The organism is Arthrobacter sp. Z1-9, from assembly GCF_054792695.1.
On the sequence record NZ_CP096456.1, the window covers coordinates 3,686,186 to 3,709,286 of the forward strand.

Sequence of the window (23,101 nt, forward strand, 5' to 3'; positions counted from 1 at the left end):
TCCGCGTCGATTTCCTCAGCTGGTCCCACTGGCACTTTCAGAACTGCCCCGTGGGGCCGCTGTCCTTGACTTCGCCACGCCAGCCGCCGGTTTCGGTACCGCGTGATTCGATGAAGGCCTTGAACTTCCGCATGTCGGCCTTCACCTGCATCTCGTCAATTTTCAGTGCCGCACCCGCCTTTTCAGTGACGGTTTCCGGTGCCCATTCGAAGTGGACCTTGACCTTGGTGTGATTGGCATCCACCGGCGTGAACCTGATGATGCCGGCGTGGGACTTGCCGTCGGTGCTGCGCCAGGCAATCCGGTCGTCAGGTTCCTGGTCGACTATTTCGGTATCGAATTCCCGCTGGACACCGCCCACCTTGGTCACCCAGTGGTTGGTCTTGTCGGTCAACTGGGTTACTGATTCCACCCCGGACATGAACTGCGGAAAGGACTCGAACTGGGTCCACTGGTTGTACGCGGTCCGCACCGGGACAGCGACATCGACGGTTTCTTCAACGTGTTCCATCTGCTTCCTCCTCGTGACGGGCGGCAGCAACAGCGGACTGGCAGCATTTGCCTTCCTGCCAGTCAGGCAGCCGCCACATTTGCACGATAAGTCCGCGGGTTACCAGTGTCCATACCCTCTGAATCTGAAGTTCACCGCACCCCCACTGGCCCAATGTGCCACGACAATCAGGCGCCGAAGGTAGGAGCTGCGACGGACGACGGCGTGAGGCACCGCCGTCGTCCGCTTCCGTTTTGGTGCCCATTGGCAGCCGCAGCCGGTAGATTTGAGCCGATGATTTCCATTGACCGGGACAACCCCGCACGCGGCGACGTCCATCAACTCCTCAGCGAACACCTGGCCGACATGTACGCCACCTCACCGGCCGAAAGCGTCCACGCCCTGGACCCCTCCGCCCTGTCCGCACCGTCCATCACGTTCTGGACAGCCCGCGAGCACGGCAATCTTTTAGGGTGCGGCGCGCTCAAACTCCTCGATGCGCCGCCCGGGGCAGCGGCGGACGGCGAGATCAAGTCCATGCGCACTGCGGCAAGCGCACGCGGACGGGGCGTAGCCACATTGATGCTCCGCCACATCCTCGATGACGCCCGCGCCCGGAACCTCGGGCGCCTCTACCTTGAGACCGGCACCGAGGACTACTTCGCGCCAGCGCGCCGCCTGTACGCCCGCAACGCCTTTACGGAATGCCCGCCGTTTGCGGGTTACGCCCTGGACCCCAACAGCGTTTTTATGGAGCTCCGCCTCTCGTGAAGGACCCCCTCCAACGGACACGTTGAAACACAGCCCGTTCAGACACGGCCCGTCCAAACACAGCCCGCGGCATCAGGCAGCGAGGCGCATCAGGATGGCCTGTTCCAGGGGGCTCACAGAAGCAGGCAGGCAACCTGGAGGCATGAGTGGTGGTTCCCGGTCCGGGTGCTCGCCTGGATAGTATCGGCCGGTCGGCGACATCCAGCCAGGTGGCCGGTCCTTCGTTGCCTGCGTTGGTGTCCATGGTCGCCGGTGTTTGAGCCGGTGGTGTTTTGGGCATAGCTGTCCGAGGTTGCTGATCCCGGTGGTTCCGCCGTGCTGCCAGGCGGTGAGATGGTCCGCCTCATTGTCCAGGCTGTGGTTGCTGCAGCCCGGAAAAGTGCATCTGCCGTCCCGCATCTTGAGCCACCGCTTGAGCGTTTCCGGGAGACGGTAGTTGGTACGGCTGATTTCCAGCGGTGCGCCGTCACGGGGGTCCAACAGGACGCGATAGAACGAACTGGCACCGTCAGCAACCAGCTTCCGTGCCATCGACGCCGGGACTGGCCCCAGCCCATCGACTTCGGCGGGTTCGTCCGTCAGTCCGAGAAGGGAGAAGACCGGAACGGTCACGAGCACCTCAACTTTAGGAGGAGGCACTTCTCCGGCATTCTGGTTCGCACCGCCCAGCAGCAACCCTGCGGCGATGTCGGCGCGCAACTGGGTGAGGGTGCGTGATTCCTCCGGGCCTTGGAGGCCGCGGGCCTGCGCGGTTGTCCTGTTCCGGATGGCACAGGCAGTATCCCCGGGAACGTACAGCGAGATCCAAGCCATGCCGTCCCGGTCCGGGCTGTACTCCATCCGCCGGTCCGCCGCGCTCTTCGCGTGGCGTTCCTCAATTGACTCGGGGTGGTGGCGTTCGCGCCAGTCCCGGACCTTCCTCCGGAACCGGGCGGGCACCAAATCTCCGGGTGCGGCTCCGGGAACCTGTTCGTCGGGGCCGAAGAAGTGTGCCTCCAGGGCAGAGGCTGCTGCGGGGGTGAGGCCGGTAGTTTCCTCGACCACGATGCGGGCGTGCGGCCAGCCGATGGTGCCGGATTGCAGGGCATCGAGTGCCGCCGGCAACGAGGTGGTCAGCGCATGGGCTTCCCCAAGGAGGGCAGCTGCGGCGCGTTCGCCGATGGTGAGCGTACACGCGACTTCTGCCACGCGGCTCATCTCCTGCGCGGTCGCCTCGTATGCGCTGGCCGGCGGCCCCTCCATCGCGTCTGTGGCTTCCGCGTAGCCGGCCACAAGCCGGACCTTCGCCGCCGCCGTCGCAGCCTCAACCCGTGCCAGCACCTCGAGGCCATCCAGACACGCTTCGGAAAACTCCTGCAACGGATCAGTATCAGCGTCGGGACAAACCACAGCTCCATCCGCGGCCATCGGGCAGGCAACAACACCGGCGAGCTCATTAACCAGCCCTGCCATCGAAGCGACGGCAGCCGCCAACGCCGCCCTGCCTTCCGCATCGACAACCACACCGGTCTCCATAACCAAAAGCATGGCAGGGGGGTGTGACATTCGGGCTTATGACGGCGGCACCCGCCCCGAAGTAACAACGACGGCGGGACCTCCCGCCGTCGTCCGCTTAATTTTTGAACGGGGCGTCCGCCAACACCCCGGGAAGAGCTGACGTCACAAAACGCGACGGCCTCCGGATCCTGACAGCCAACGCCCTACCCTTAACAGGTGACTTTGACTAAGATTCGCACCGCCGCCGCGAGCTCGCTCGCCGCCGCCGGTCTCCTGTTTTCCCTGGCCGCCTGTTCCGCGCCGGCCACCCAGCCAGCCGCCTCTGAGCCCGCCTCCACGGCAGCGGCTTCATCGAGCGCTGCACCCAGCACCTCCGATGGGCCCTGCGACGGCGTGAAGGTCATCGTCGATTCGGGCGCCCTGAAGCAGGCTGCCGCTGACACCTCCGTGTGCGTTCCCGTCAACGAGCCCACTGTCGCTGCCGATGTGCTCAAGCAGGCCAACATCAAGACCGAGGGAACCGAGCAGTACCCCACCGAACTGGTGTGCCGCGTGAACGGTGTGCCCGCCGCTGACCTCGACATCACCCACAAGGGCGGCACGTACCGGGAAGAATGCAAGGGCATGCCCGCCGCCTTTGCCTACTGGTCCCTCTGGGTCAAGCCGGCCTCCGGTGACTGGGCCTATGCCCAGGAAGGCCACGCCACCCTGAAGGTGAGCCCCGGCGAGAGCCTCGAACTGCTCTACACGGTCGACGGCGAACCGGCCGCCCCCACGGCATGACCTTCCGACCCGCGCCGTTACGTGCAGCGGCGGCCCTCGCCGTCGTCTTCATTGCGGCGCGGGTCATCTACCGCATCCTTTTCAACGGGGCGGGCATGGGCGAACCGGTCCTGCTCGACCTGCCGGCGATGCGGCTTCCTGCCCCGTACGCGCATGTGGTCTTCCTTGGCCCGGTTACGGGACAGGGCCTGTGGGCGGCGGTTGTGTCCGCCCTGCCGATTGCCGCCATGTTCCTTGGCTTCGGCCTGCTCAACGCGTTCGTGGACGTGGCCCGGGGCTTCGTGCACCTGGCCCGCCGCGGCCCCATGCAGGGCATCGGCCGGATGCTTGTGGTGGCCTGGGCGGCGCTTCCGGCGCTGGCCGACGCCGTGACCTCCGTGCGCCTGGCGTTCCGGTTGCGCGGCGAAAAGTTTGGACCCCGCGCCCTGGTGCCCATCCTCGAGCGCACCCTCGAACACGCGAGCCGGGTTGCCGCAGCCCTGGAGTTGCGCGGCTTCGGGAGCCGGGCGCCACACAACCTCAGGAACGACGACGACGGCCCGCTTCTGGTGCGGGACGCCCAGTTCCGCATTGGCGACGCACAGGTGCGCGTTTCAGAATTCACGCCGTCAAGCGGTTCAGTAACCGTCATCACCGGGCCGACCGGCTCCGGCAAGTCCACCATCCTGCGTGGCATCGCCGGCCTCCTCTCACACGTTGACGGAGGTGAGATCACCGGGACGGTGCGCGTCGCCGGAGCCGACCGTGCCGCCAGTCCCCCGCGTGACACCGCCCGCGCTGTAGGCGTCGTCCTGCAGAATCCCCGCGCCGCCTTCGCCAGCACCCGGGTCCGGGACGAAATCGCCCTCGCCCTTGAGTTGCGCGGTATGCCATCCGCTTCCACCAAGGCCCGCTTGCTGGGGGTCGCCGGGCGTATCGGGGTGACCGATCTGCTGGACCGGAATCTCAGTACCCTCTCCGCCGGTGAGGCAACGCTCGTCGCCATTGCAGCCGCGGTTGTGGATCATCCGGCCCTGCTCCTGGTGGATGAGCCCCTGGCCGATCTCGACACTACAGCCCGCGGACGCGTCATCGCCGTGCTCAACGCCCTTGCCCGCGATGCCGGTGTCTGCGTCATTGCGGCCGAGCACCGGGCGGAAGCGCTCGTGCCGATCGCGGATTCATGGTGGACCATCAACGACGGCGCCCTGGTACCGGGTACCGCGCCATCGCTTTCGCACTCTATGAAGGCCCGTGAGTCACCGGCCCAGGCTCAGCCGACGGACCTCGCGCCCGTGCTGACGGCGACAAACCTTGCGGTGCACCGCAAGGGCAAGCCACTTGTGCGCGACGCGTCCCTCACGCTGCACCGGGGTGAAGTGGTGGCCCTGGTGGGGCCGAACGGGGCCGGGAAGTCCTCCCTCCTGGTGGCGCTCGCCCTGGGTGAGGACACGGGCAGTGAAGGCTCAGGCGTTGTAGAAACGTACGACGGCGGCACGGCCGACGGCGTCCGCGTCGCCCTCGTGCCGGACGCCTCGGACGACCTCTTCACCAGGGATACCGTCGCGGGCGAGCTCCGTGGCGCAGAGCGGCGCCTTGCGCGCCGAAAGAACGGCGAACAACCCGCGCCTGGATCCGCAGCTGCACACCTTGCCCGGTTGCGCGGCGACATCTCCATTCCCATCGGGCACGAGCATCCCCGCGACCTCTCTGCAGGCGAGCGCAGGATCCTGGCCATCGCGCTTCAGACCATGGACGATCCCCAAGCGCTCCTGATCGACGAGCCCACCCGCGGACTCGATCCTGCGGCGCGCACAGCAGTCTCGGCGGCGCTCCGTGCCGCAGCCGACGCCGGTGCAGCAGTCCTGATCGCAACCCACGACCTCGACTTCGCCCACGGTCTCGGCGCCCGGATCCTCCCGATGCGGGACGGCGTCGCACCGTCTTCCGCGCCGGAAACCGCCCGGGCGGTTTCCGCTCCTGCACAGCCCGCCGCAGCACCGTGGATCCCGGCACCACGATCCGTCACCGAACCAACTGACATCACCAGCGCGAAGAAGCCACACCGCATCCGGATGCCGCGCGGCGTCGAGCTCACAGTCCTGGCAGCCGCGAACCTCCTCGCCTTGGGTGCCTTCTGCTGGCCGCTGCTCGCCGCGGCCCTCCCCCAGGACGCCGCCGCAGCCCTGCCCTACGCGGCGCTGGCCATCGCGCCCGTCGCCGCGGTCGCCGTCGTCATTTCTTTGGACGGCTCAGTCCGTTCCGCACACATGGTGGCGCTGCTCGGCGTCCTGGCAGCGGTAGGTTCGGCGGTGCGGGTGGCGAGCACCGGCGTCGGGGGCGTGGAGGCGGTCTTTATCCTGCTGATCCTGGCCGGCCGGGCGTTCGGTCCCCGTTTCGGCCTGCTGCTCGGCGCCGCCACCATCGCCGTCTCCAGCGCAGTGTGGGGTGGCATCGGGCCATGGACACCGTTCCAGATCTTCGCCTGCGCATGGGTAGGCGCGGGCGCCGGCCTGCTCCCCCGCCGGGTGCGCGGGCGGGCGGAACTGTGGATGCTCTGCGGCTACGGCGCCGTGGCGTCCTACCTGTACGGGTTGCTGCTCAACCTGTGGTTCTGGCCCTTCGCGGTGGGCGCGGGCACCGGCATCTCGTACCAGCCCGGCGCACCGCTGGGCACCAACCTCAGCAGCTTCCTGCTGTATTCGCTGGTGACGTCGACGGCGGGCTGGGACACCCTGCGTGCCGTCACCACGATCATCGGAATCGTGGTGGTGGGGCGGGCCATTCTCGCCGCGTTCCGGCGGGTCAAGCCCGTCTCCAGTGCGGGCGGAAGCCCGGGCGGGCACGCCACGCAGGCGCGCTCCGATCCGACCAGTGACCGGGTTGATCTCGGGGTCTAAGTATTCTGTCGGCCGCCGCACCCATGAGATGCCGATGACCCCCGCCATCCACCTGCTGCAGGATGCGCCACCACGGCATTGCCCATAGTCTGGCCAAGTGGAGACCAAGACTGTGAAACCCGGCGAACAGGTCGACAGGCAGTCGCGCATCCTGGAAGCGGCCTTGGATCTGCTGTCGCGCCACGGTATTTCGGGAGTCAGTATGCGGGCCGTGGCCCGTGAGGCTGGCGTGGCTCTCGGGCTGGTGAACTACTACTACGAAGACAAGCTGAGCCTGATCCGTGCGGCTCTGCACCGGGTAGACCAGCATGACCTGATGCTGGTCACGCCCGACCTCGATTCATCCCCCTGCGAGCAGCTGAAGAAGGCCCTTCAGCGGGTCGCGGGCCCGGAATTCCTTACCACGCAGTACCTGTCCCTGCGGCTCCACCTATGGGCCCTGGCACAAGCCCATGAAGACTTCGCCTCCATCAATGCCGCAGCGTTTGAACGCTACCTCCAAGGGCTCGCGACGTTGATCGGCAATGCCAGGCCCAAGCTTTCCAATGACGAATGCAGGGAGCGGGCAGCAGACATCGTCGTCGTGCAAAACGGGATGTGGCTCACCGCGCTCCTTGGTGTTGACGAGGATTCCATCCGGCGGAGCATCGCCCGGACCGAAGAGATCGCCTTCGCCGCTTAGCAGGCTGCTTTACCCTCTTTCGCGGATGGAAGTGCGGCTGGAACCGATCCGCACTTCCATCGCTGCGCCCTTCCGTGCGGTTCCCGCGTTCATGACAGCCGCCCGTCATATTGATGCCCGAAAGCGGCTTTTCACCTTCATTTCACGGCCCGATGTTTCAACCGCGTTAAATATTGAACGTTTGTCCAGTCGGACTATTGAACACTCGTTCAACGTCCATTACTGTGCATGAGTATGACGTACACCACACCCCAGGGATTTCCGGCACCGCGTTGAGTCAGCGCTGACGCATCAGCAGTTCCGCATCCACCACTTCAGGATTTCCAACGCTTGTCCGGTATCGCGGCGCATCGCCGGCTTCCGGAAGAAGGACCACCAGCCCTCAGCGGCTGGCCTGCACCAGGTAGAAAGAGAGTTTCCAGCATGACAAAAACCCACTACGACTACGTCATCGTCGGCGGCGGAAGCGCGGGCTCCGTGCTCGCCAACCGCTTGAGCGAAGGGGGCAACAGCAGCGTCCTGGTTCTCGAGGCCGGACGCAGCGACTACCCCTGGGACCTGTTCATCCAGATGCCTGCCGCGCTGACCTTCCCCAGCGGCAACCCGCTGTATGACTGGCGCTACGAATCGGACCCGGAACCCTTCATGGGCGGCCGCCGCGTAGCACACGCCCGCGGCAAGGTCCTGGGCGGCTCCAGCTCCATCAACGGCATGATCTTCCAGCGCGGCAACCCCCTCGATTACGAGCGCTGGGGCGCCGACGCCGGTATGGATACCTGGGATTTCGCGCACTGCCTGCCCTACTTCAACAAGATGGAAAACGCGCTGGCGGCGGATCCGGATGACGAACTGCGCGGCCACGACGGCCCGCTCGTCCTGGAACGCGGCCCGGCCACCAATCCGCTGTTCCAGGCGTTCTTCAAGGCAGCCCAGGAAGCCGGCTACCCCCTGACCGACGACGTCAACGGCTACCGCCAGGAAGGCTTTGCGGCCTTCGACCGCAACGTCCACAAAGGCCAGCGCCTCTCGGCATCCCGGGCACACATCCGCCCCAACGCCGGCCGTCCGAACCTCACCGTCCTCACCCGGGCGATGGTCACCAAAGTCAACTTCAAGGGCACGGTAGCCACCGGCGTCACCTACCGCCGCAACGGCCAGACCCACGTGGTGAACGCCGGCGAGGTCATCCTGTCCGGCGGTGCCATCAACACCCCGCAGCTGCTGCAGCTCTCCGGCGTGGGCGAAGCCGGGCACCTCAACTCCCTGGGCATCAACCCCGTGGTCAACCTTCCCGGCGTCGGCGAGAACCTGCAGGACCACCTGGAGGTCTACATCCAGCACGCCTGCACCCAGCCGGTGTCCATGCAGCCCAACCTGGACCTCTGGCGCTACCCGCTCATCGGCCTGCAGTGGCTCCTGGGACGCAAGGGCCCCGCGGCCACCAACCACTTCGAAGGCGGCGGGTTCGTCCGCTCCAACGAGGACGTGGCCTACCCCAACCTGATGTTCCACTTCCTGCCCGTGGCAGTGCGCTACGACGGGCAGAAGGCGGACGCCAAGCACGGCTACCAGGTGCACATCGGCCCCATGTACTCCGATGCCCGCGGCACCCTGAAGATCAAGTCCACGGACCCCACCGTCCACCCGTCCATGATCTTCAACTACCTCTCCACCGAGCAGGACCGGCGCGAATGGGTGGAGGCCATCCACGTAGCCCGCGACATCCTGGGCCAGTCCGCCATGACGCCCTTCAACGGCGGGGAACTCTCGCCCGGACAAAGCGTCCGCACCGACGCCGAAATCCTGGACTGGGTGGCCCGGGACGCCGAAACCGCCCTGCACCCCTCCTGCACCGCCAAGATGGGCCCGGAGTCCGATCCGATGGCGGTGGTGAACCCGCTCGACATGTCCGTCCACGGAACGCAGGGCCTCAGGGTTGTGGACGCCTCGGCCATGCCCTACGTGACCAACGGCAACATCTACGCCCCCGTCATGATGCTCGCCGAGAAGGCCGCCGACCTCATCGCGGGGAAGGCCCCGCTGGCACCGCAGCATGCCGAGTTCTACCGGCACGGAATCAGCCCGCTGGAGCGTAACGGTGCCGCGGCAGCTGCCCCTGCGGCAAAGGCATAGGCATGATTGATGGACTGGAAAAGGAGAAACGATGACCGCCACCGCTGAGAAGATCCGCGACGCCGGACAGGCGCAGGACGCCATCAAGGGCTTGTACATTGACGGCGCCTGGCACCAGGCATCCGACGGCGGCACAACCGTTGTGCGCTGCCCGGCGGACGGGCGCGAAGTGGCGGTAGTCGCCTCGTCCACCCCGGAGGACGCGGAGCGGGCAATCGCCAGTGCCCGGGCAGCGTTCGACGGCGGTGCGTGGCGCCGGCTGACCGACATCGAACGCGGCGAGGTCCTGCTTCGCGTCGCCGCGCTGCTGGAGCGGGACAAGGCAGCTTATGCCCGCGCCGAAGCACTCGATACGGGCAAGCGCCTCGTCGAGGCCGAGTACGACATTGACGACATCGCCTCATGCTTCCGCTACTACGGCAAAATAGCGGGCCTCGATGCCGGACGGGTCATCGATACGGGCCGGCCGAACGCCATCAGCCGCGTGGTCTACGAACCGCTCGGCGTCTGCGCCCTCATCGCACCCTGGAACTACCCGCTCCTGCAGGCGGCCTGGAAAGTGGCGCCGGCACTCGTTGCGGGAAATTCCTTCGTGCTCAAGCCCAGCGAGCTCACACCGTCCACCTCCATCCTGCTCATGGAAACTCTGGCGGAGGCAGGGGTTCCGGCCGGCGTCGCTAACCTGGTCACGGGGTCCGGGTCGAGGGTGGGCCCCCTCCTCAGCTCCGATCCGCGCGTGGATCTCGTCTCCCTCACCGGGAGCCTGGCCACGGGTCAAACCATCATGGCTGCGGCCGCAGAGACCGTGAAGCGGGTCGCCTTCGAGCTCGGCGGGAAGAACCCCAATGTCGTCTTCGCTGACGCAGACTGGGACGCCGCCGTCGACAATGCCCTGACCGCTGTGTTCCTGCACTCCGGCCAGGTCTGCTCGGCAGGGGCGCGGCTCGTCGTCGAGGAGTCAATCGCCGACCGTTTTGTAGCCGAGGTGGTGGAACGCGCCAAAAAGATCCGGATGGGCGGGCCTTTTGACGCCGACGCGGAAACGGGCCCGCTGATTTCCGCCAGGCACCGTGACCAGGTCCACGCCTACGTCCAGGCTGGCATCGCGGAGGGCGCGGAGCTTTTGTGCGGCGGCTACATCCCCGACGACGGGCCCCTTGCGGACGGGTTCTTCTACCCGCCCACGGTGCTTGGCAACTGCCGCTCCGGCATGAGCGTGCTGCAGGAAGAGTCATTCGGCCCGGTGCTGACCATCGAGACATTCCGGACCGAGGAAGAGGCCATCGCCATCGCCAACGACACGGAGTACGGCCTGGCGGGTGCGGTCTGGACATCAGACGCATCGAAGGCGCAGCGCGTTGCGGGAGCCCTGCGGCACGGAACAGTATGGATCAATGATTACCACCCGTACGTCCCGCAGGCGGAGTGGGGCGGTTTTGGGAAGTCCGGCATTGGCCGTGAACTTGGCAGCGCCGGCCTTAACGAATACCGCGAGGCAAAACATATCTGGCAGAACATCCAGCCCGCGCCCAGCGGCTGGTTTGGTTCACCTGCCAGTGACGCCGGGGTGGGGGCCGCCGGCTAGCACCAGCATTTGGGGAAATGGCCGGGCGCCGCAGGCGCGGTGCCCGGCCGCCGATATAACCCGTGTCCAATGGCGGCCACGGGTCATCACCATCGTGCTTTTCTGATCTAGGAGTTCAGATGTTCGAACCCAGCAAGAGTACTGATTCAAGCGGCATGGACGAGTTCGGCTATGCCCAGACCCTTGACCGCAGCATCGGAAAATTCGCCAGTTTCGCGGCCGGAGTCAGCTACATTTCCATTCTCACCGGCGTTTTCCAGCTGTTCTACTTTGGTTTTTCCATGGCCGGCCCCGCCTACGCGTGGTCCTGGCCCCTCGTTTTCGCCGGCCAGCTCATGGTGGCGCTCTGCTTCGCCGAGCTTGCCGGACGGTATCCGGTGGCCGGCTCGGTCTACAACTGGGCCAAGCGGCTCTCGTCAGGGACGTTCGCCTGGCTGGCGGGCTGGCTGCTGCTCATCTCCTCAATCGTGGCGCTCGGCGCCGTGGCCCTTGCACTGCAGCTCACCCTGCCCCAGATCTGGTCCGGTTTCCAGATCATCGGCGACGGCACCGGCACCTACGATTTCGCTCTCAACGGCGTGCTGCTCGCCAGCATCATGATCTCCATCTCCACCCTCATCAACGCCTTCGGCGTGAAGCTGATGACCAAAATCAACAGCATCGGTGTCTTCGTGGAGCTCGCCGCCGCCGTGCTCCTCATCCTGGCCCTTGGCTGGCATGTGGTGCGGGGGCCGGAAGTCCTTTTCAGCACCGAAGGCTACGGCATGGACCACGACCTTGGCTTCTTCGGGGTGTTCCTCATCGGGGCCATGGCCTCCGGTTACGTGATGTATGGCTTTGACACGGCCAGTTCCCTTGGCGAGGAGACGAAGGACCCGAAAAAGACCGCCCCCAAGGCCATCCTCCGTGCCATCACGGCGTCCTTCATCCTCGGCGGTCTGATTCTCCTTGGCGGACTCCTGGCCGCTCCTGACCTCAACGACCCCAAGCTGGGCGCTGCTGACGGCGGCCTGCAGTACATCGTGCTCTCCGTGTTGGGAGGCCCTTTCGGCAAGGCGTTCCTGGTGTGCATCGTGGTGGCCGTAACCGTCTGCACCCTGGCCGTTCACGCTGCCGCCATCCGCATGATGTTCGCCATGGCCCGGGACAACAACCTGCCCTTCAGCCGCCAGCTCAGCAAGGTGCATCCCGAGCGGAAGACGCCCACGGTGGCGGCCATTGTCATCGGTGTCATCGCCATCATGCCGCTGATCGTCAACGTCTCCCAGCCCGCCATCTTCACCATCCTTTCCAGCATCAGCATCGTCCTGATCTACCTGTCCTACCTGCTGGTCACCGTTCCGCTGCTCCGCAAGCGGTTCCAGAAGAAGTGGCCGCTTGCGGATGACGGCACCGAGCCGGGCTTCAGCCTGGGCAAGTGGGGACTGCCCGTGAACATCCTCGCGGTGCTGTGGGGCGGCGCCATGACCCTGAACCTCATCTGGCCCCGCCCGGAGATCTACAACTCGGTTCCCCCGTTTGAGTGGTACCTGCAGTGGGGCGGCGTCATCTTCGTGGCCGCCGTCGCCGGAGGCGGGGCACTGCTGTACCGCCTGAAGATCAGGCACCAGACGGGCGTCCTGGCCGAACACGCGGCAACCGCCCAGCCGGCTGCGGATGCCAGCGGACCGGACGCTCCAGCTGCCCCTCAGCTGGTGGCCGCACCCGTTTCCAACGCTTAGCCCTTATCAACCAGTAGCAATACCTATCCGTGGCACGAGCCAACCCCGGACGCGCTGCCCGGTCCTGACGGGCATCCCCTTGCAGTACCTGCAAGGGGATGCCCGTCAGTGCTGTTATGGCCGGTTCCGGGAAGCTGTCCGGCCGCACGAGCTGCGAGATGAGCTGGCATCGATCATGCACCTCTTCCGCATGGTTATCTCCAAGATCTTGCGCTTTTATTGCAGCTCTTGTGACCCTAGTCTCATCACTACAGGCTCTTCGGCCATCGGGCTCATAGTTGTCCGATACAGCGCCGGGCAGGCAGCAGGGGGATGCTGTTCCACTGGACACGGCATCCCACTGACAGCCCTCGCCCTCGCGAAGGAAGAGCTGTCCCGTGCCCGTGAAGGGTGCTTCGGTGGCCTGAAACCTGGGGAGGTATCCTCATCGAAGCACCGCTTTCGGGCCTGGGGCAGCGCCTGCAACTTTGCCGGACCAGTGCCAGGCCATCCGAGTGGAAGGCCTGGCACCATAGCCCTACCAAAAGGAGTGTCCATGTCAGGAAACAAAGCCGTTGCCTACAAAGAACCCGGTGTCGTCGAAATCATCAACACCGACTACCCGACGTTCGAACTCAAGGATGGGCCTGGCGTCAATCCCGCCAATGTGGGCCGAAAAGTACCCCACGGCGCGATCCTGCGTACAGTAACCACCAACATCTGCGGCTCGGACCAGCACATGGTGCGGGGCCGGACCACGGCTCCCCAGGACCTCGTCCTTGGCCATGAAATCACCGGCGAGGTGGTGGAGGTCGGTTCGGACGTGGAGTTCATCAAGGTGGGAGACATTGTCTCTGTACCTTTCAACATCTCCTGCGGCCGTTGCCGGAATTGCAAGGAGCGCAAGACGGGCATCTGCCTGAACGTCAACCCTGACCGCCCGGGCAGCGCCTATGGCTATGTGGATATGGGCGGCTGGGTTGGCGGCCAGGCGGAATACGTGCTGGTTCCCTACGCTGACTGGAACCTGCTCAAGTTCCCGGACCGCGACCAGGCCCTGGAAAAGATCATGGACCTGACCATGCTTTCCGATATCTTCCCCACCGGCTTCCACGGCGCCGTCACTGCCGGAGTGGGCGTCGGATCCACCGTTTACATTGCCGGTGCCGGCCCGGTGGGCCTCGCAGCCGCCGTGGGAGCGCAGCTGCTCGGTGCCGCCGTCGTGATTGTCGGGGACATGAACGAAGACCGGCTGGCACAGGCCCGCTCCTTCGGCTGCGAAACCGTGAACGTCTCCAACGGCGATCCGAAGGACCAGATCGAGCAAATCCTGGGCGTTCCCGAAGTGGATTGCGGCGTGGACGCCGTAGGATTCGAAGCCCGGGGGCACGGCAAGAACGCCTCACACGAAGCCCCGGCCACTGTGCTGAACTCCCTTATGGACATCACCGCCGCAGGCGGGGCCCTTGGAATTCCCGGCCTGTATGTCACCGGCGACCCCGGTGGAATCGACGACGCCGCCAAGCAAGGCTCCCTGTCGCTGTCCTTGGGCACCGGATGGGCAAAGTCCCTGTCCTTCACCACCGGCCAGTGCCCCGTCATGTCCTACAACCGCCAGCTGATGATGGCGATCCTGCACGACAAGGTCCAGATCGCCAAGGCAGTAAACGCCACAGCGATCCCACTTGAGGATGCACCACGCGGTTACGCCGAATTTGATGCCGGTTCGGCAACGAAATTCGTGCTGAACCCGAACGGATACATCAAGGCGTAGAACCTCACGTAAGCAGCAATCCACCCGGATGGCACGGGCCTTCCTGGCCCGTGCCACCGGCGCACATCCACTCTCCCCGCATCAGCAAAGGTAATCACATGACCCATGGCACTGACCAAGAATCAATTCTCCGCCTTAGCAGCAACGGGAAGGAGCCTGTTGACATCCGGCTCGAAGCAGCAAGTCCGGTGACCGTTCGGCTCCAGCTGGATGGTGGCTGCAATTGCCAGCATGGCACTGAAAATCGCCCGGGTTCGTATGTTGACAGCGACCTCGGCGTCCGCTGACAGTGGCTGTACAGGCCAGCTGGCAGCCCTAAGGCCGGGACCACGCAGATACGCATCTCAGCAACCTTCGCTGCACAGATGCTCGTGAGTGTCACGCCCAGCTACACCCAAGGCTGACACTCGGTTCCTTGCCCGGTCCCGGCCTTCGCCAGCGTAGGGATGAGCACCGGCATCACCTGCACCTACAGCTGGTTGCGGAATGGTTCCTCATGGCCCTCATGCTCACCGGACGTACCGGCACCGTCACATTTGTCTCCGCCTTTGCCCTCTCAGCCATGCCACGTCTCTACGGCCTCTTTCCACCATCGGGTAACAGCATCCTGCTGCGGCACGTCTCTCCGTCCCCGGCCTGGCTGCCGGTGGGGAGCTACTTCGACGTGGCAGTCCGCACCGCCTTCTTGTCGACCTCAGATTCCTCATTCCGTGAGTCGGCGGTGACCATCACTGGTTCGTTGTGAATCGGTCCGCGGCCGTCCTTATTGTTGTCGCCATGGGTCTTCAGCAGACTCGCGATGGTCGCTACGACGATGGTTGCGGCGATGAAGAGCAGCGAGAGCCAGATGGGGATCTCCGGCACCCAGAGGAGCGGTTCCCCGCCGTTGATGAAAGGGAGCTCGAGGCCACACAGCATCGCCCCTGAGTTGGTTCCGGCGCAGGTGGCTCACCGTGCCACCTTTCCACTAATGTGAAGGTCGATCCAACCTGCGTTACGACCGAGAGGGATGAGCATCTTGCGTATAGGCGAACTGGAACAGAGATCTGGAGTACCGGCTCGAATGCTTCGGTACTACGAGGAGCAAGGGTTGGTGACACCGCGCCGCCTGGACAACGGTTACCGGGAGTATGACGAATACCTTGTGGATCGCGTGGCAAAAATCCGCGGGCTCATCGACTCGGGTATCCCGACCAGGATCATCGGCAATATCCTGCCGTGCTTGAACCAGCCGCAGACAGTCGTCGTCGATGATGCGGACCCGGAGCTCCTGGAGATCCTGCTGCAAGAGCGGGATCGGATGACTCACAAGATTGACGTCCTTTCCCAGAACCGGGACGCCATCACCCGCTACATCCACGCCCTGGAGGCCGCCGCCGGCAGCAAGAGCAGCATCGTCACAGAACGCCAGCGGGCGTAGCAGGACGCCTATGATTTGACCTTGTCACTAGTGAGAAGGTTGCACGATGGATAGGTGACTTCCTTCTCCTCTTCCAAAATGATCCTCGGCATGCAGCTCGGTAACGGATACGGCGCCCACGGGTCGGCCTGGCGCGCCGCGGGCGTGGATCCGACCAATTACACCGACTTCGACGCACAGGTGCGGTACGCCCAGGCCGCTGAACGCGGGAAGTTCGCGTTCCTGTTCCTGCCCGACTTCCTGGCCTATAAAGCAGATGGCGTGCAGGAAGCGCCCATGCTCACCCTGGAACCCATGCTGACCCTGGCGGCCATAGCCCGCGCGACCGAGCGCATCGGTCTCGTAGCGACCGGCTCCACGACCTTCAACGAGCCCTACAACCTCGCCCGCCAGTTCAAGGCCCTGGACGTGATGAGTCACGGCCGAGCCGGGTGGAACGCCGTTACAACCAGCGACCCCGGGTCCGCCGCGAACTTCGGGCAGGAGATAGCGCCCCGGCCGCAGCGCTACCAGCGGGCGCACGAGACCATCCAGATCACCCAGGCTCTCTGGGGCAGCTGGCAGCAGGATGCCTGGATCAAGGACACAACGAACGGCCGGTTCATCGATCCAGAGAAGATCGAGGCCATCAACCTGCAGGGAGAATATGTCGCGTCCCGGGGACCGCTGCCCATCCCGCCCTCGGAGCAAGGCCAACCTGTGGTCTTCTCGGCCGGCGGAGGCGCGAACGGCCTCGAGATTGCTGGTCGGTACGCCAGCGCCGTCATCGGCGCCGTGTTCACCATTGAGGACGCGCGCGCCCAGCGTGAAGCGATCCGTGACGCCGCACGCAGGGCCGGACGCGACCCTGACGAGGTGAAGTTCATCGCTGGAGTCATGCCGGCCATCGCCGCCACCAAACGGGCGGCCCTGGACCGCCGTGTTGCTCTCGGCGACCAAGCCGCCCCGGCCCTCGTGCCCTATCTCGGCTCGATGTTGGGACTGACTCTTGATGCGAGCCAGATCGACGAGCCACTCAGGCCCGCCCAGCTGGCGGGAGCCCGACCCAGCCCCTTCGATCCCCGCTCCCCGCGGGCGCTCGAAGTCGCCCGCGAAGGATGGACGCTCCGCGACATCCTCGCTCACGGGGTCATCGATTACCACCCCACCCCCGTTGGCCCGGCATCCGTCACCGCGGACCACATGCAGGAATGGTTCGAAGCAGGCGCCTGCGACGGCTTCTGGGTGTCGATCGACGTCTACGAGGACGGCATCGACACCTTCGTTGACGAAGTTGTCCCCTTGCTTCAGGAGCGCGGTCTTTTCCATGACGACTACGAAGGCACGACCCTCCGTGATCACCTCGGCACCCCAGCCCAGTACGGCCTGGACGCCCGACTCGCGAAGCCAACCGAATGATGACAGCCGCCGACACCCCCAGCCAAAGCCACAGCATCGATCAGAGTTCCTTCCGCAGTACCGTCGGTCGCTACGCCTCAGGCATCACGATCATCACCGGCTACGATGACCAAGGACCAACCGGGTTCACCTGCCAATCGTTCTACAGTGTCTCGGTCGACCCGCCGCTCGTGTCCTTCAGCGTCATGAAAACCTCCACCACCTACCCGAGGATCCGCGACACCGGAACCTTCACGGTCAACGTCCTCTCAGGCGGCCAGAAAGCAGTATCCAACCAGTTCGCCCGAAGAGGCACGGATAAATGGGCAGACATCCAATGGAGCCCAACAGAACTCGGCAACCCGATCCTCGATAAAAGCTTGGCCTGGCTCGACTGCACAACCTGGGCAGAACACGACGCCGGCGACCACATCATCGTGCTCGGACGCGTTATTGAACTAGGAATATCCGCTGGCGAACACGCTGATCCCTTGCTGTACTTCCAAGGCCAATACCGGGCCCTCCGCTAGCGACACCGCGCTTTGCACGCACCCACGGCCTCGCGATCCGGCGTGGTTCCCTTCCCGATTTGACCTTCACACTAATGGCAAGGTTGAGAATGAAGGGACAAGAATTGCAAGAGGAGAAGCATGAAAATCGGAATCATCGGCGCGGGCTCGATCGGCTCGACCATCGCTCGGCGGCTCAGTCGCCACGGACACGACGTCGTAATCGCGAACTCACGCGGCCCGGAGACGATCGCAGCAGCAGCCTTGAGCACCGGCGCGCGGGCAGTCACAGCCTCAGAAGCGGTCAACGACGTCGATGTCCTCATCGTCTCGGTTCCGATGAACCGCAACAAGGACATCGCCGCCCACGTCCGGCGCGCACCCGAGGCCGCGGTCGTCATCGACACGTCCAACTACTACCCGGCCCGCGACGGCATCGTCCCCGCCTTCGCTGAGGGGCAACCTGAAAGCACCTGGTTGTCCGAGTTGTTCGGCCGCCCCGTCACCAAAGCCTGGAACGCCATAACGTCCCAGTCGTTTGACGCCAAGGCCACCGAGGCCGGTGCTGCAGACCGGGTCGCCATTCCGGTGGCATCTGATCACGACGACCACCGGAACCTCGCCATGTCCCTGGTTGAGCAGACCGGTTTCGACGCTGTCGATGCCGGAGTCCTCGCTGAGTCCTGGCGTCAGCAGCCCGGCGCCCCCGTCTACTGCACCGACCGTACGCGCGAGGAGATGCCCGCCTTACTGGCAGCCGCCGACAAAGAGCGCGTCCCACAGCGCCGCGATCTGGCCATGGAAGCCATTGGAGGGTACATCGCCGCCGGCGGCAGGCCGGATGGCAAGTTCCTCGTCGCGATCAACCGTGCCTGCTACAGCTGACGCTACGGCCCCAACTTCACGCGCCCACACACACGCAAGCCAGGATGAATAACGAATGACCGCTCCCGAAGCTACAGAAATGCAGGAGGTCGGCGGTAACGGATCACCGTCCGACAGTGCAGGCCAGACGCAGAAAACATCATGGGCGGGAGTAGCGTCGCTGAGCGTGGGCGTATTCGCCCTCGTGATGGCCGAATTCCTGCCGGCGAGCCTTCTCTCCCGGGTTGCCCAAGATCTGGGAGTGACAGAAGGCCTGGCTGGTCAGTCCGTCGCCATCACCGCCATCGTCGCAGCAGTTTCCGGCATCACCATCCCTGTCCTGTTATCGCGCATGGACCGCCGGCACCTGATGATCATCCTCTCGGCGCTTGCCGTCGTATCGGACGTGCTGGTGGCGATCGCACCGACCTACCCGATACTCCTCGCTGCCCGCGTCCTGCTGGGCATCGCGATTGGTGGTTTCTGGGCGCTTGCGATTTCCATCACAGCGCGCTTGGTTCCGGCGTCGAAGCTCGGCCTGGGTTTGACGATCGTGAACGTGGGCGTGACGTTGGCCACCGTCGCCGCCGTCCCGCTCGGCACTTTGCTCGGTGAAGTCTGGGGCTGGCGTGCGGTGTTCGCTCTGGCCGCGGGCGTCGGGATCATCGCGGTCATCATCCAATTCATCGCCCTACCCTCGATGCTTGCCGGCCCTTCGGGCGGATTCCGGCCCCTGGTGCAGACACTTCGCTCCCGACTGGTTCTGCTCTGCCTGTTCACCATGGCGCTGATGGGTGCCGGCCACTTCGCCGGCTTCACCTACATCCGTCCTGCGGCCGCCGAGGTGGGCGGGCTCAATCCCGGGCAGCTCGCTGTCCTGTTGCTGGTGTACGGCCTCGGAATTGTGGGCGGCAATCTGGTCGCCGGACCTCTCGCCGACCGCATGCTGCGCATCGCGGCACTGGTCTTCCCGCTCGTGCTCGGTCTCGCAATGGTCGGCTTCGTTTACATGGGTAGCAGTATCGGTCTTCTTTTCGCCGCCGCAGCACTGTGGGGAGCCGGTTTTGGTGCTCTTCCTACTGTTATCTCGACCTGACTCGCACGAGCCGAACCGAGCCGCCTCGAAAGCATTGGCGGACTCCAAAGAGGTGTGTTCCAGGTCGCGGTCGCCCTCGGCGCGTTCCTTGGCGGGCTTCTCGTCGACGGCGCGGGCGTACAGACCGCCCTGGTTCTCGGCGGCCTCGCCTCCATGCTCGGCGCCCTACTACTGGTGCTGGTCAAACCCCGGACGCTGGCGTAACCGAAAAGGGCTAGCCGACCCGAACTTGTCTCCGCTGGTGGCGCCTGCCGCACCTGGATTCCGACCCGAGCCGATAAAATCATACGAGCACCTAGGATTCAACAACTTATGAGTACTGACACGCACCTCGCCCCTGCAACAGGGGCCGTCGACATCGTCGACGATCCCCAAGAAACGGTTACCGGCCCGATCGCCACCAGCCCGGCGCCGACGAAGCGATTGTCTCCGGGAGAGGTTCTAACAATCTCCGTCCTGGTCTTCTCGGCGTTCGTGGCGTTCCTGTCCGAGATGGTGGTCGGGGTGGCGCTGCCGCAGATCATGGACGACCTGAACATCACGGCTACGACCGGGCAGTGGCTCACCACCGGCTACGCCCTCACCCTCGCGGTGATCATCCCGACCACCGGGTACATCATGCAACGGTTCCAGCTTCGGACGATCTTCATTGTCAGCGTCGGATTGTTCACCCTCGGCACTTTGATCGCGGCCGTCGCACCCGGCTTCGCGCTGCTGCTCACCGGCCGAATTGTGCAAGCACTCGGTACGGCGGTGTTGGTTCCGCTGCTGATGACGACGTCGATGGGTCTGGTTGCGCCGTCTCGCCGTGGACAGATGATGGCGTTGGTCACTGCCGTGTCTGCCGTCGCACCCGCCCTCGGACCAGCCTTCTCCGGCCTCGTGATGTCACAGCTGACCTGGCGGTGGCTGTTCATCATCATCTTGCCGCTGTCGCTACTCGGCCTCCTCATCGGTGCGATCAAGATGCCGAACCTCACGACGCCGCGGCGCATCGGATTCGACACGCTGTCGCTGGTGCTCTCCGCGATCGGGTTCGGCGCACTGGTCTACGGCCTGGCCAGTGCAGGCGAATCCAGCGGCGGTCACTTCTCAGCTGCGTTCTGGATCGCCATCCCGCTCGGCATAGCAGGCATCGCAGCATTCGTGTTGCGTCAGCTCCGTTTGCAGCGCCGTGACGCGGCCGTTCTGGACATGCGGATCTTCACGTACGCCGGGTTCGCGCGACCCGTCATCGTCTTCACGTTCCTGGTCATGGGCGCCTTCGCTCTCGCCACCCTGCTCCCCCTGGTCATGCAGGAATCCCTCGGACTCGGTTCATTGGAGACCGGGTTGCTCATGGTGCCCGGCGGCGCGACGATCGGGATCGTATCCCTCCTTGTCGGCCGCTACTACGACCGCATGGGAGCACGGGGGCTTGCGATCCCGGGAGCTATCGTCGTCAGTGCCGGATGGTGGTTCATGACGACCTTCACCGAGAACACCTCGATGTGGGTGGTCCTGACCACCTACGTGTTCATCTGCGCCGGACAAGCATTCGCCTGGGTCGCTCTCTTCACCATGTCGCTGGGATCCCTTCCAGGCGCCCTCGCTCCGCACGGCAGCGCCGCGCTCAACACCATCCAGCAGCTCGGTGGCGCGGCCGGCTTGGCAGTACTCATCGCGGTTCTCAGCTCGAACGCCGACGGCGCCGACGCCACTTCCATCGCAAATGGTGCACGCGCTGCCTTCACAGTCGGCGCTGTTATCGCAGTCGTCGCCCTCGTGACCACGGCATTCCTTCCGCGACACACGCGCAACGAGGTCGTCTCGGCCTAGTCCCGACTAGCGCAGCCTCGACCGCCGCCAGTTCAGGGGCAGTGAGCAGAGCGCGCAGCGGACGATCTTAGCGGCGGGTTGTGTTCTCTGCCGCAGCCGCGACGACCCCGGATGAAACCCGTTATCCGCCGCGTTGGGACTAATATGCAGCTTCCGCCAATTCCGCTCTCCATTTTGGACCGCGCCAATGCCCGCGACGGGGCAGTGCCGGAGGCTCTCGGCTCAACTCTGCAACGAGCAAAACAAGCCGAGCAGCTCGGCTACCACCGGTTTTGGGTTGCGGAGCATCACGGTGTACCAGGGATTGCCGGTTCCGCTCCAACAGTGTTGATGGCCGTGATCGCCGCGCAAACAGAGCGAATTCGCGTCGGCTCGGGCGGGGTGATGCTGCCGAACCACCAGCCCTTGGTTGTAGCTGAGCAAGCGGCGACTCTCCAGGCAATCTTTCCCGGACGGATCGATTTGGGCATTGGACGTTCCGTTGGCTTTACATCAACAGTACGAAGGGCGCTCCGCCAGGACAGAGATGCAGCTGATCGCTTCGAAGAGGACTTGGCAGAATTGTTGTCCTACCTTAGCGGCAGCGCTGCAATGATCGCCCGCCCGTACGACGGCGGCGCAACCCCACCGTTTGTACTCGCTACAGGCAAAGGCGTGGACATCGCCGCCAGCGCGGGCCTCGCCGTCGTGGTCGGTGGTCCAACTTTCACCGGACCTAGAACAGAACTTGCCCATGTGGTGCTTGACCGCTATCGCAAAAATTTTCGTCCTTCCATGTACTACGCGGAACCATATGTGATTCTCTCCGCGAACGTCGCCGTGGCGGAGACCACCCAAGCGGCCCGGGATGTGCTGATGCCGGAGGCTTGGGCGCTGGCGCAGTCACGCACCCAGGGGCAGTTCCCGCCGCTTGAGCCCACAAAATCTATTCAAGAACAAGCAATGACCCCACGACAACGGAACCTTATAAGCGAGACACTCGACGCGGCGATATATGGAACCGCCAATGACGTGGCGGAGCAACTAAGCGTGTTGCTCGAGGTGCTCAAGGCTGACGAACTTATGGTTACCACCAACACCTTCGACACCGCCACGCTAGCCGATACTGACGGCAGGCTTGCCGCCCTCTTCGGGCTGGGCTGATGCACTTCTCATCGGCCACGTCGGAGCCTTTACCGTCAAGGGTCGCTTGACCCAGGTCTACGGAATTAGCAGAGAGACGGTACCAGTACCTGCGCCAGGCAAAGCCAGCCTAGAGTCCTGACCCTTCCTCATATATGGCCAGACCAGCTGTGAATTCAGACCGTGCCTGCATGGTCCTTTGGTGGGTTCCTGGATCAGGTTCCCATTCCCAGGTGTGCTCCGCCTGCCACATCGAGGGATACGCCGGTGATGTAGCGGTTGTCCGGGTCGGCGAGGAAAAGGATGGCGCGGGCGACTTCGTCTGGTTCGGCGAACCGGCGCATGGGAAGCTGGGCGGCGCGCTTGGCCCGGTTGGCGGCTGCATCCGGGCCCGAGTCCTTTGCGAATTGTGCCCACATGGGAGTGTTTACCGGGCCGGGCGCGATGGCGTTGACCGAGATGCCGTTGGGGCCGAGCAGCTCGGCAAAGGACCACATGATGTGGAGCACTGCGAGTTTGCTTGGGGGACAGCTCTAAATTCCAAGCTGACATGTGGCAGCCTGGGTCCGCCCAGGCGTTTTGGCCTCCACACGCGCAGGCC

The 23,101-nt window shown here is 64.6% G+C and carries 18 protein-coding genes and 2 pseudogenes; 16 read left to right on the forward strand and 4 right to left on the reverse strand.

Annotation, left to right across the window (positions count from 1 at the left end; translation table 11 throughout):
* Positions 1 to 37 precede the first annotated feature (37 nt).
* Positions 38 to 511, reverse strand: coding sequence for an SRPBCC family protein (locus tag M1D93_RS17155; protein WP_461172661.1), 474 nt, complete (start codon positions 509 to 511; stop codon positions 38 to 40).
* A 273-nt stretch (positions 512 to 784) separates the two neighbouring features.
* Here M1D93_RS17155 and M1D93_RS17160 point away from each other — a divergent pair, with 273 nt between their 5' ends.
* Positions 785 to 1,261: a GNAT family N-acetyltransferase gene (locus M1D93_RS17160; protein ID WP_461172662.1), complete on the forward strand. Its 477-nt coding sequence runs from the start codon at positions 785 to 787 to the stop codon at positions 1,259 to 1,261.
* A 72-nt stretch (positions 1,262 to 1,333) separates the two neighbouring features.
* Here the strand turns inward: M1D93_RS17160 and M1D93_RS17165 are convergent, their stop codons facing one another.
* Positions 1,334 to 2,776 carry an HNH endonuclease signature motif containing protein gene (locus M1D93_RS17165; RefSeq protein ID WP_461175056.1) on the reverse strand — a complete coding sequence of 481 codons (1,443 nt, stop codon included), beginning with the start codon at positions 2,774 to 2,776 and terminating at the stop codon, positions 1,334 to 1,336.
* Between the two features lie 198 nt (positions 2,777 to 2,974).
* Here M1D93_RS17165 and M1D93_RS17170 point away from each other — a divergent pair, with 198 nt between their 5' ends.
* From M1D93_RS17170 to fdhA, 7 genes are all read left to right on the forward strand, one after another.
* On the forward strand, positions 2,975 to 3,541 hold the full coding sequence (locus M1D93_RS17170; protein WP_461172663.1) for a hypothetical protein: 567 nt from the start codon (positions 2,975 to 2,977) through the stop codon (positions 3,539 to 3,541).
* Positions 3,538 to 6,420 carry an ATP-binding cassette domain-containing protein gene (locus tag M1D93_RS17175; protein ID WP_461172664.1) on the forward strand — a complete coding sequence of 961 codons (2,883 nt, stop codon included), beginning with the start codon at positions 3,538 to 3,540 and terminating at the stop codon, positions 6,418 to 6,420. The genes M1D93_RS17170 and M1D93_RS17175 overlap by 4 nt, the downstream gene beginning before the upstream one ends.
* A gap of 97 nt (positions 6,421 to 6,517) precedes the next feature.
* Complete coding sequence (locus tag M1D93_RS17180; RefSeq protein ID WP_461172665.1) at positions 6,518 to 7,102, forward strand: TetR/AcrR family transcriptional regulator; 585 nt, start codon at positions 6,518 to 6,520, stop codon at positions 7,100 to 7,102.
* A 423-nt stretch (positions 7,103 to 7,525) separates the two neighbouring features.
* On the forward strand, positions 7,526 to 9,235 hold the full coding sequence (gene betA / locus M1D93_RS17185; protein WP_461172666.1) for a choline dehydrogenase: 1,710 nt from the start codon (positions 7,526 to 7,528) through the stop codon (positions 9,233 to 9,235).
* A 31-nt stretch (positions 9,236 to 9,266) separates the two neighbouring features.
* The gene (locus M1D93_RS17190) at positions 9,267 to 10,820 is read left to right on the forward strand and encodes an aldehyde dehydrogenase family protein (protein ID WP_461172667.1); all 1,554 of its coding nucleotides are present in this window, start codon (positions 9,267 to 9,269) and stop codon (positions 10,818 to 10,820) included.
* Between the two features lie 119 nt (positions 10,821 to 10,939).
* The gene (locus M1D93_RS17195; protein WP_461172668.1) at positions 10,940 to 12,541 is read left to right on the forward strand and encodes an APC family permease; all 1,602 of its coding nucleotides are present in this window, start codon (positions 10,940 to 10,942) and stop codon (positions 12,539 to 12,541) included.
* Between the two features lie 535 nt (positions 12,542 to 13,076).
* Positions 13,077 to 14,294: a formaldehyde dehydrogenase, glutathione-independent gene (fdhA, locus tag M1D93_RS17200; RefSeq protein WP_461172669.1), complete on the forward strand. Its 1,218-nt coding sequence runs from the start codon at positions 13,077 to 13,079 to the stop codon at positions 14,292 to 14,294.
* 654 nt (positions 14,295 to 14,948) lie between these two features.
* Here fdhA and M1D93_RS17205 read toward each other — a convergent pair.
* Positions 14,949 to 15,197, reverse strand: a pseudogene (locus tag M1D93_RS17205) (TerC family protein); the annotation flags it as partial.
* A gap of 160 nt (positions 15,198 to 15,357) precedes the next feature.
* On the opposite strand from M1D93_RS17205, the gene M1D93_RS17210 reads away from it, so the two are divergent.
* From M1D93_RS17210 to M1D93_RS17245, 8 genes and pseudogenes are all read left to right on the forward strand, one after another.
* Positions 15,358 to 15,714, forward strand: a complete 357-nt coding sequence (locus tag M1D93_RS17210) for a MerR family transcriptional regulator (protein ID WP_461172670.1) — start codon at positions 15,358 to 15,360, stop codon at positions 15,712 to 15,714.
* A gap of 54 nt (positions 15,715 to 15,768) precedes the next feature.
* Positions 15,769 to 17,112 (forward strand): NtaA/DmoA family FMN-dependent monooxygenase, encoded by a 1,344-nt coding sequence (locus tag M1D93_RS17215; protein WP_461172671.1) that lies wholly within the window; start codon positions 15,769 to 15,771, stop codon positions 17,110 to 17,112.
* Positions 17,109 to 17,621: a flavin reductase family protein gene (locus M1D93_RS17220; protein ID WP_461172672.1), complete on the forward strand. Its 513-nt coding sequence runs from the start codon at positions 17,109 to 17,111 to the stop codon at positions 17,619 to 17,621. Before M1D93_RS17215 ends, M1D93_RS17220 begins: the two co-directional genes overlap by 4 nt.
* A 117-nt stretch (positions 17,622 to 17,738) precedes the next feature.
* Positions 17,739 to 18,485, forward strand: a pseudogene (locus M1D93_RS17225) (NADPH-dependent F420 reductase); the annotation flags it as partial.
* A gap of 55 nt (positions 18,486 to 18,540) precedes the next feature.
* Positions 18,541 to 19,560 carry an MFS transporter gene (locus M1D93_RS17230; protein WP_461172673.1) on the forward strand — a complete coding sequence of 340 codons (1,020 nt, stop codon included), beginning with the start codon at positions 18,541 to 18,543 and terminating at the stop codon, positions 19,558 to 19,560.
* A gap of 54 nt (positions 19,561 to 19,614) precedes the next feature.
* The gene (locus tag M1D93_RS17235) at positions 19,615 to 19,764 is read left to right on the forward strand and encodes a hypothetical protein (protein WP_461172674.1); all 150 of its coding nucleotides are present in this window, start codon (positions 19,615 to 19,617) and stop codon (positions 19,762 to 19,764) included.
* Between the two features lie 108 nt (positions 19,765 to 19,872).
* Complete coding sequence (locus M1D93_RS17240) at positions 19,873 to 21,378, forward strand: DHA2 family efflux MFS transporter permease subunit (RefSeq protein WP_461172675.1); 1,506 nt, start codon at positions 19,873 to 19,875, stop codon at positions 21,376 to 21,378.
* 144 nt (positions 21,379 to 21,522) lie between these two features.
* A complete protein-coding gene (locus M1D93_RS17245) occupies positions 21,523 to 22,521 on the forward strand; it encodes an MsnO8 family LLM class oxidoreductase (protein ID WP_461172676.1) in 999 nt (332 codons plus the stop codon).
* Between the two features lie 194 nt (positions 22,522 to 22,715).
* On the opposite strand, the gene M1D93_RS17250 is transcribed toward M1D93_RS17245, so the two are convergent.
* Complete coding sequence (locus tag M1D93_RS17250; RefSeq protein WP_461172677.1) at positions 22,716 to 23,009, reverse strand: SDR family NAD(P)-dependent oxidoreductase; 294 nt, start codon at positions 23,007 to 23,009, stop codon at positions 22,716 to 22,718.
* Positions 23,010 to 23,101: the final 92 nt, after the last annotated feature.